Genomic DNA, 8,969 nt, shown 5'->3' with positions numbered 1-8,969 from the left:
CAGTTGCTTTATCGTTCTTTCTTGCTGTTCAGCGATTGTATCTGAGCCTTTGGATCGAGAAAGAGTATACCAACCTAATCCGGCAATGCAAAGTAATAATACCGCCGCCGCCGCTCGGTAAAAAAAGAAGCCTCGTTTGTATTTGCCACCTTCTTGGGCGGCTAGTTGTTGATCAATATTCTTCCAAACATTAGGCGAAGGCGGCATTTCTGCCGAATCAAAAGCCTTCTGCCATTGCTCCTCATACGATCGATTTTCGGATGGATTAGCCATGTTTTACCTCCCCGGTTTCAGTAATTAAATCTCTAATCAGCGAACGGGCCCGGGCGTACTGAGATTTGGACGTTCCTTCACTGATACTTAACATAGTGGCAATCTCCTTATGCTTGTACCCCTCAACAGCGTAGAGATTGAAAATAACCTGGCATCCCTGGGGTAACGATTGTAGAATAGCCAGTAAATCTCGGTAGTTATAGTTAGCGATCTCCACATCTTCATCACCCAAGTGATGAACTTCTTCAATGTCAAGATGTGGGTATAAATAAACCTTTTTCCGATGATGATTAAGGGCCGTATTAATGACAATTCGCTTAATCCAGTATTTGATCGATGATTCACCTCGGAATTTTTCCAAACTATTGAAAATTTTAACAAAAGCTTCCTGCAGTACATCTTCCGCATCTTCACGACTTTTGCAATAACGCATACACACCACCATCATCTGGCGGGCGTACTGTTCGTATAACTCGTGTTGAGCCAGTCGTTCGCCTTTAATACAGCGAGCAACTAGCGCTTGTTCATTCTGCATGCAACTTGCTGAATAACTGCAATAGTTGGAATTAGGTCGTTTTCAATAGTGTAGACACCACCGTTGGAAAAAACGTTGGAACGAAATAAAAAATTTCTTAAAAAAAAGAAGGGTGAAAGGTAAAGGGTGCGAGGTAGATGACACAAAGTGTAGGAATATACATCCCTGATATAAAGCCTAATCCCTAAACCTCAATCTTTAAAACCTCTAACACCTATGGACTGTGGACTAAAAGCTATTAGTAAACTGCCCGGTAATCCACTTTCACCTCTAGTTGAGTAACGCTATCGGCCTGTACCGAGAAAGGAGCAATGTTTCCAGCACCATCAAACTGATTGGCGAACAGGCCATCTGGTTCTTCCACCAATAAAGAATACTGACCAACCGGAAGCGACAGCGCAAATTTACCGGATGAATCAGTAGTTACCTCCGTTACTAATTTAGTTTGAATAGCCTGAAAGAATCGGCTCTTTTTAACCGCCTCATCTCGATGAGTTAGCTCATAGATACGTAGCGTGCGCTGAATAGGATAGCCTTGCCTGTTGGGTTCAGCAGAGCCTTCGGTAATAGTTGGCATCAGATTGCCTTCGTACCAGCGAACCTGACCCGCTACCCCCTGTTGAATCGCTGATTTTTTCGGCAACGGATTTAGCATAAGATCACTAAGCTGGCTTCGTAAACGCTGCATAAAATCATCGCCCGGGTCGCTTTTTTCGGTTAGGTAGTCGGCATCTTTTTCCTTCCAAAGTGGGTGACCAATGAACTGCTGATACTCATGATGGCCAATTACGTAGCGAATATCGTACTTACTCATCAGCTCGCGAATAAGCTGTTTGTTCGCCTTAAACTGAGCTTCGGTAAGCGGATGATTATTTCCATCGCCCACATTCTCGATACCAATGGCACAGTGATTTAATCCAATAACATGACGAGCAAATAGCGTATCGGGCATCATTTGGTAGATCGTGCCGTCCTGATCAATCAAGTAAGGAACAGATACATTTAATGGACTGGCTTTTCCAATAGTGGCTCTTGAACCTGGTAAGCGTGAATTGTAGAATGCCCGATAGGAAGCTTCTAGGGTAGGAATAGCCGTCCAGTGCACGACAATCATCTGAGGATCAATTACCGGATAATCCGGATTCATGTTGTAATGCTCCTGCATGTAATCCAACGAAAGTTGAACTCGCTCCTGATCCCACTTAATAGGCCAAGACTGAACATCTGTAGTGGGAGCTGAGGTTTTGCAAGCCGCTAAACAGCCTAGGCTAATAAGTAGTAGGCAACCAAACTGTCTGAAAGAAATTGATGAAAACATTAGCGCAAGGTACGAACAAAGCGAAAATTCAAGCCAACGCTGTATAAATTTCGCTGCGATTGTGAGGAAATATCAGCGAGAGGCGATAGCATGAACTTGGTTTGAGCTTCTAACCCAATAAACGTTTTAGGGTCTACACTGGCCTGAATACCAAAGCCACCGAGTAGTCCGATATTATGCACCTGCTTGGTTCGCAGATACGGTTTACTCAGTGCTTCCTCTACTTCTTTATCGACTTCTCCCCCTCGCACTGCTACCCGATTTTTCTCAGACAATAGTAAGCTATTAGTTACTCCTACCATCGGATATAACTGAAACCTATTGTTTTTAAAGACAGTACGTGTTACGAAGAATGGTATTTCCAGATAGTTTTGAATAAAATCAATGATATGAGCGCGGGAAACGCGGATATCTGGGTAAGGAATAGCCACGTTGGTATTCGCGAATCCTTTTTGAGAGTACAGTAAAGCGGTTCCTACGTACCAATGATCATTGATAGCCGTTCGGAAATCGATACCAAAGTCAAAGGTATGCATAGGCCTTTCTCCGCTTCGTACCGACTCTTCCCGTGCAGGCAGCGTTTTTGTCTGCGGTAAGCGATGCGATATACTGGGGGCTATGTTCACACCCCAGGTTGTTTGCTGGGCCAGAGCCGCGTTGAAGCCATAAACAAGCAAAAAAATAAGTAGAGTTTGTTTCATATTCCCATTGATTACTAATCGGTTGCCACTGTCAGCATTATAGTGCTAGCAACCTAACATTATAACCTCGGGGCACGCTAAACGGAAAAATACCTCCTGAATATACGATACCTGCTACGAAAGAGAAACCGATTGATACTTTTTTTGTTATCTTCAGCTATACGGTGTCTTCATCTGCTGGGAAAAAGAGCATTTTTGTGTAGAGATACTTAGCCAACTGTAGCAGCACGTAATTCCGAGAACCCCGTTCTTGCCACCAATTCTCTGATATTTCGCTGTTAGAATTAGCGGCAATAATACCTACATCTACTGCATCGCCTAACATTCGCTGATAAACTAATTGGCTACGGCGAGCGTGAGTCCTCCGGGAAAAGACAATGATAGCACGAGTACCCTCCGGTAAGCACCTCTTTACCATAAGTGCTGAAGCATACGTGCGCTCAAAAGCAACCGGAGGGGCAGTAAGTATCCTGAGCAACGTACTATCAACTCCGTTAGCAATTAAAAACTCCGAAGATTCGGCAGCAATACTTTCGTAATCAGTACGGAATACGTTATTGCCATCTAACTTACCTCGGTCATAACGAACCGCCGAGTGCCGAGCCGGAATCGTTATAGAATCTAGCTGTATGGCATACACAAATAGATCTCGATCTTCATTACCAACTCGCTGATTGTTGTCGTATACTACAGTTATTGAGTCTGCTTTAGTGGCTGTAGGAAGAATAATAGGATGCCACGTGAGTTCATCAGTAGCCGTAAACTCACCCACTTGGGTAGTATCTAAAATAACTTTGGCGTGAGCTTGAATGCCCTGAGCTGCCCTACCGTAAGCATTAATCTGAATTGTTTGAAATGATTGAGGTCGGTTAGGTCTAATGTCCGATAGGTAGAAGCGAAGCCCACCCTGACTGTACATCCTAAATACCGAATCGTGCGCGATGCTGGTGACAAATACCTGACGGTAGTTATTACTCTTTATTTCCTCGACGGCTTGCAACAAAGCTTCTTCAGAAATCCAACCTTCAATTACTAGAATAGGAGCTTCTACCCGCTTAGTTAGCGCTAAAAAGTGAAAGAGTTCTTCTTTTCCGAAAAGCACGAACCCGGCCGTACATAGAACCAATCCTATTGACAGACTCATGACTGTTCTTCTTACCATAGCAGATCGCGAATAACGATCAAATTAACGCTATTATCAACGGCTACGGTTATACTATTTCCGGTAGGGTATAATTGATTTGATAATAAATAAGAAGTTGCTGACCGCTTATTCCAGGGTAAGCTCATAAGTATCTATCACTTCTCCTTCATACTCCCGAGTAATTACCAACTTTTGATCTTGCTCCGAGATTCGGAACTCACCACCCAGAATAAATGTCCAATCAAATTCGGCCGTCCAAACGCAGCTATTCTCAAAAGTTATTTCGTTGCTTCCAACCACCTGATAAGTACCTTCGCAAATGGCTGGGTACTTTTCCTGATCGCTACTTCCCGAAAAACGTCCGTTCTCAAAAGTTAAGGTAACATTAGCCCCGAGCCATCGGGTGTTTGGACTACTACGGGAAAATGAACCGGTATACGTGCCTTCTTCTAATAAGAATGGTTCACCACTCTCGTCATCCTCACAGCTAGATAACGCTAAAAGCGCTAACGATGCTATGATAACTGTATATTTCATTGTGTTATTTATTGTTTAGTCATCCTCTTAGACTGCAAAAAACTGCTTTAGGTTGTAATCCTTACAAAATATTTCTTGTTAAATACAGATTGATCACTAACCCATTCCGTTACTAGAAAAATTATATCTTTGCGCCCAAAGAAGTAGTTACTATGCTATCATTATTTGAGTTTATTGTGTGGACGGCTGATCCGGAAGTATTTTCTTGGGAGTGGTTGTCATGGTCGCCCCGGTGGTACGGGTTGCTATTCGCTGCGGGGTTTTTAATTTCTCAGCAAGTTCTATTTTATATTTTTCGCAAGGAAGGCCATGAGGAGAGCGACGTTGAAACGCTAACCGTATTCATGGTACTAGCGACCATTCTGGGGGCTCGGCTGGGGCACGTTTTCTTTTACGAACCTGCTAAATATTTGGCGAACCCCATCGATATTCTAAAGATTTGGGAAGGGGGATTGGCCAGTCATGGAGCTGCCATTGGTATTTTATTTGCCTTATTTCTCTACAGTAATTACGATATAAAGTATGATTTTGTAAAGTTTAAAGGGCAGTTTAAGCGACAAAAAAGGCCCCGCCAAAGCTGGCTGTGGGTAGTCGACCGCATTGTGATAGTGGTGGCCCTCACTGGAGGACTTATCCGCTTTGGCAACTTTATGAACTCCGAAATTATTGGTAAACCTACCCAAAGCGACTACGGGGTAGTTTTCGCCCACAGCTTAATAGACGCATTAGAAAATACTCAGGGTATTGAATCAGTAACTGTTGCGGCCAGCGACCGTTCCGAACCTGGGCCAGTGAATGCGGAAAGACCAGAATTTAGCACCGAAGAATCGCCCTACCGCCCCATCGATGTTACCATCACGTTTGCGGAAGCTGATTACCAAGAAGCTGAAATTCGTAGCTACCTGGAAACCCAAGTGAAAAGTGTTCTTACTCGCTACGCTTCTATCCGAGAGCATATTTACGAACCTTCGTCAACACTGCTGAACTATGAGCTAAACCAACGGCGGAGGGCTTACCAAGCAACTATCCAAACGTTTGGAATCCCTCGCCATCCGGCCCAATTATACGAATCGATCACTACCTTTCTGGTCTTTGTACTGCTACTATTCCTATGGTCGCGAATGAGAGAGAAAACTCCCGAAGGATTATTTCTCGGACTGTTTTTGATCTTTGTATTCGGATTGCGCTTTGTTCACGAGTTCTTCAAAGAAGACCAAGTTGACTGGGAGGGCAATATTCCGCTAAATATGGGACAATGGTTAAGTATTCCTTTGGTGCTTATTGGATTGTACCTACTATTTGTAGTAGTGCCTAAAAATCGGCGTAAAATCAGCCAGACAGCAAAATCTTGAGAATTACGGAGAGGTTCGACTTTTGGCGATGTACAACGTGAGCTCCTCTCCTACCCGGATAATATGGTCGGACTTAGCATTCCAGTCTCGAATATTTTTTACTGAGCAACCATATCGCCGGGCAATATTCACCATCGTATTGCCGCTTCGTACCCGATAGATTAATTTGGTATAGTTAGCACCTTTGGGCACTACTGCTCGTCTCTGCTTAGTTATCCGGGCAGCTTTAGCTATTTGATTAGCATAGTCGTGAGGAGTAAAGAGGTAGCTACGATCCCGTTCAAACTGAGCGATTTTATTGAGCGGCAGAGCTAGCGGGTACCCTTCTTTCCAGAACGGAACCTTGTTCCGAACGAGTGCTGGATTTAAAAACTGTAACTCCTCCAGATTCACTGCGGTATACTTTGCAATTTCTTCTAACATAATCTCCTGGTAGATTTGCACCGTATCTACCGCTTGAAACGAAAGCTCAGGATACACCGGGCGCAGATTATGCTCGTGTTGAAATTCGTTGAGATAGACCAGTGCCATAAACGCTGGTACATAGCTACGGGTTTCGCGGGGCAAAAACCGTTGCACTCGCCAAAAGTTCTTACTGCCTCCGGCCCGTACTATTGCTTTGTGCATATTGCCCGGTCCGCAATTATAAGCTGCAATAGCCATTGGCCAGTTACCGTACATATTGCGCAGCTTTTTTAGGTAGCGTATGGCAGCTCGAGTAGAGGCGTAAGGGTCTAATCGCTGGTCTACTGTGCGGTTAATGGTTAATCCCAAACTTCGCCCAGTAATTGGCCGAATCTGCCATAAGCCAACTGCTGCTTTAGAGGAAGCAGCTTCAATTTCTAGAGCCGATTCCACCATTACCAGATGCTTTAGCGCGTCAGGAATATTTTGTTCAGTGAGTATTTGTTCAATGTAAGGATAATACAGCACACTCCTCCCTAGCATCCGTTGGGTTAAATCATGCTTACGAATAGCGTATACCTCAATAAAGGTTCTTACCTGATTGTTGAATACAAGAGGAATATCAGTGCTAATCTGTCGGAAACGCTGCCGATAAACTGAATCTGGGTAGTCAACTAAATCGTTTTCGGCAAAACCATAGGGGTTGGATGAGGCCAAAGGAGGGAATACTAGCAAGCGATTTACTGCGCTATCTAGTTCTTCAGCCGTGAAATTAGGTACTACTATATTGCTAATTGCTGAAGTAGTTGGGCCTAATAAAGTACTAAACTGATCTTTCTGGAAAGCAAGCTGACCATTCCAGTCGCGCTTCATTAGCTGAAGTTTCTGCCGATCAACCTCTGTCTCTTCAATAGTGGGTAAAGCCAAGATCAATTGCTGAACTTCGGTAGGAAGAAAACTAATGCTCCGATGGCAGCTAGTGAGAAAAAAAAGCCCAGTAGTTAAAAAAATAAGCGAATACTTATTACGTATCATCGATTAAATAAAGTCAATTTTCTCTTTTTTGTTTACTTATTCAAGTATAGAGTTCAGTGGTTTTGAGAAGTAAACTCAGAACTCAATATTTAAACCACTATAACACTTCAGATTACTCCCCATTAGCTGCGTAAGACTCTAATTGTCGCTGCATCTTTAGAATACGGTCTTCTAGCGATTCAGAACTGATTTTCTCCCGTAAGCGATCAACCAGCAGCGGAAAGGCAAACGGAGTTGGGTAGGGTGGATTTTTGATTAGAAAGTATTGTTGGTTAATCTGCTCAAATGTTTCAGCCAATTGCGCCTGTTCTATCTGTTGGTACAAAGCTTCGTCCAATGCTTGAGTAAGTAAGCGATTTTCAGCATCGTACTTCTGAAATACATCGTAGATAATTTGCGACGAAGCCTGCAAGTGACGATTTCCAATATGCTTTCCCGGATAGCCCTGAAACACCAGCCCGGAAATAGCAGCAATCTCTCGGAACCGTCGTTTAGCCATTTCAGTACTGTTTACACTGGCTAGAATATCTTCCACTAAGTTTTCGGTGCCGAATAAATCTAGCTCCAGGGCTTCTTCTAACGGAATTTCTTGGTCTGATAAGAGTTCAAAGCCGTAGTCGTTCATGGCGATGGAAAAAGAGATCGGCTGCACTTGACTAATCCGCCACGCAATGAGCGTTGATAAAATTTCGTGAGCAGCCCGACCCGCAAACGGATAAAAGATGACATGGTACCCCTCTCGGGTTTGTAATCGCTCTATTAGAAAATGTTTTCGGTCGGGCAGTGCCGACCATTCCTGCTGAAGTTCCAGTAGTGGTTCTAGCGCAATCAATTCCGGATCGGTATAATTACCTTGGAGGTACTGATCTAGTTTAAGGCGAATCATATCCGACAGCTGAGTTGATAGCGGCATTCGCCCACCTGTCCAGCGAGGAATTACTCCGTTTTTTCCCCGAGCCTTACGCACCATTACGGTCATGTCTTTAATCCGCTCTAGCTTTAGATTACGACCAGCAAACCAAAAATTATCACCTTTATTCAGACGAGAAATAAAACTCTCCTCAATCGTACCAATATAACCTCCACCCACGTACTTTACTTTCAGTACCGGATCGCTAACAATGGTTCCAACTGATAGGCGATGCCGCAGTGCGGTTCTCCGATTACTCACTTTATATACCCCATCTTCCACTTCAACTTTAGAAAACTCATCGTACTGCCCCAAACTTTCTCCGCCGGAGGTAATAAACTTTAACGCCCACTGCCACTCTTCTTCACTTAAGTTGCGATATGAATAGGTTTTCGTTATTTCAGGATATAATTCCTCCGGTCGGAAGCCCTCGCCTACCGCCAGCGTTACCAGATATTGCACCAGCACATCAAACGACCGTTCCAGTGGCTTTCGTGATTCTACCACTTCATTCTTCATCCCTTCTTGAATAGCGGCTGATTCAATTAACTCTAAAGCGTGCGTGGGTAAAAAGTAAATTCTACTAGTCGCTCCGGGGCGATGGCCGCTTCGCCCGGCCCGTTGCAGAAAGCGAGAAATCCCCTTGGGACTGCCCACCTGAATAACAGTTTCTACCGGCCGAAAATCCACTCCCAAGTCCAGGCTAGACGTGCATACCACCAATTTGAGTATTCCTTGGTGAAGCGCTTCTTCTACCCA

Annotated in this window: 9 protein-coding genes; 1 reads left to right on the top strand and 8 read right to left on the bottom strand. The window is 44.0% G+C overall.

Features of this window, described 5'->3' with window-relative positions:
* From WBA23_RS00290 to WBA23_RS00265, 6 genes are all read right to left on the bottom strand, one after another.
* A partial coding sequence (locus WBA23_RS00290; RefSeq protein WP_424580228.1) for a hypothetical protein occupies nt 1-273 on the bottom strand: 273 nt, incomplete at its 3' end.
* Complete coding sequence (locus WBA23_RS00285; protein WP_424580227.1) at nt 266-808, bottom strand: RNA polymerase sigma factor; 543 nt, start codon at nt 806-808, stop codon at nt 266-268. The genes WBA23_RS00290 and WBA23_RS00285, both read right to left, overlap by 8 nt.
* Before the next feature lie 238 nt (nt 809-1,046).
* Nucleotides 1,047-2,126 (bottom strand): N-acetylmuramoyl-L-alanine amidase, encoded by a 1,080-nt coding sequence (locus tag WBA23_RS00280; RefSeq protein WP_424580226.1) that lies wholly within the window; start codon nt 2,124-2,126, stop codon nt 1,047-1,049.
* The gene (locus WBA23_RS00275; protein ID WP_424580225.1) at nt 2,126-2,827 is read right to left on the bottom strand and encodes an outer membrane beta-barrel protein; all 702 of its coding nucleotides are present in this window, start codon (nt 2,825-2,827) and stop codon (nt 2,126-2,128) included. The genes WBA23_RS00280 and WBA23_RS00275 overlap by 1 nt, the downstream gene beginning before the upstream one ends.
* A gap of 157 nt (nt 2,828-2,984) precedes the next feature.
* The gene (locus tag WBA23_RS00270; protein ID WP_424580224.1) at nt 2,985-3,989 is read right to left on the bottom strand and encodes a hypothetical protein; all 1,005 of its coding nucleotides are present in this window, start codon (nt 3,987-3,989) and stop codon (nt 2,985-2,987) included.
* Nucleotides 3,990-4,097: 108 nt separating this feature from the next.
* Complete coding sequence (locus WBA23_RS00265; protein ID WP_424580223.1) at nt 4,098-4,508, bottom strand: hypothetical protein; 411 nt, start codon at nt 4,506-4,508, stop codon at nt 4,098-4,100.
* A gap of 152 nt (nt 4,509-4,660) precedes the next feature.
* Between WBA23_RS00265 and WBA23_RS00260 the strand changes: the two genes are divergently transcribed.
* Nucleotides 4,661-5,860, top strand: a complete 1,200-nt coding sequence (locus tag WBA23_RS00260) for a prolipoprotein diacylglyceryl transferase (RefSeq protein WP_424580222.1) — start codon at nt 4,661-4,663, stop codon at nt 5,858-5,860.
* A 3-nt stretch (nt 5,861-5,863) separates the two neighbouring features.
* Here WBA23_RS00260 and WBA23_RS00255 read toward each other — a convergent pair whose 3' ends face one another.
* Nucleotides 5,864-7,300 (bottom strand): transglycosylase SLT domain-containing protein, encoded by a 1,437-nt coding sequence (locus WBA23_RS00255; protein WP_424580221.1) that lies wholly within the window; start codon nt 7,298-7,300, stop codon nt 5,864-5,866.
* Between the two features lie 112 nt (nt 7,301-7,412).
* A partial coding sequence (locus tag WBA23_RS00250) for a helicase-related protein (protein ID WP_424580220.1) occupies nt 7,413-8,969 on the bottom strand: 1,557 nt, incomplete at its 5' end.

Origin of the sequence: Tunicatimonas sp. (genome assembly GCF_049647865.1) — a bacterium.
Lineage (GTDB): Bacteria > Bacteroidota > Bacteroidia > Cytophagales > Cyclobacteriaceae > Tunicatimonas.
The sequence above is the reverse complement of the archived record's forward strand: the minus strand, read 5'-3'. Positions and strand labels throughout refer to the sequence as shown.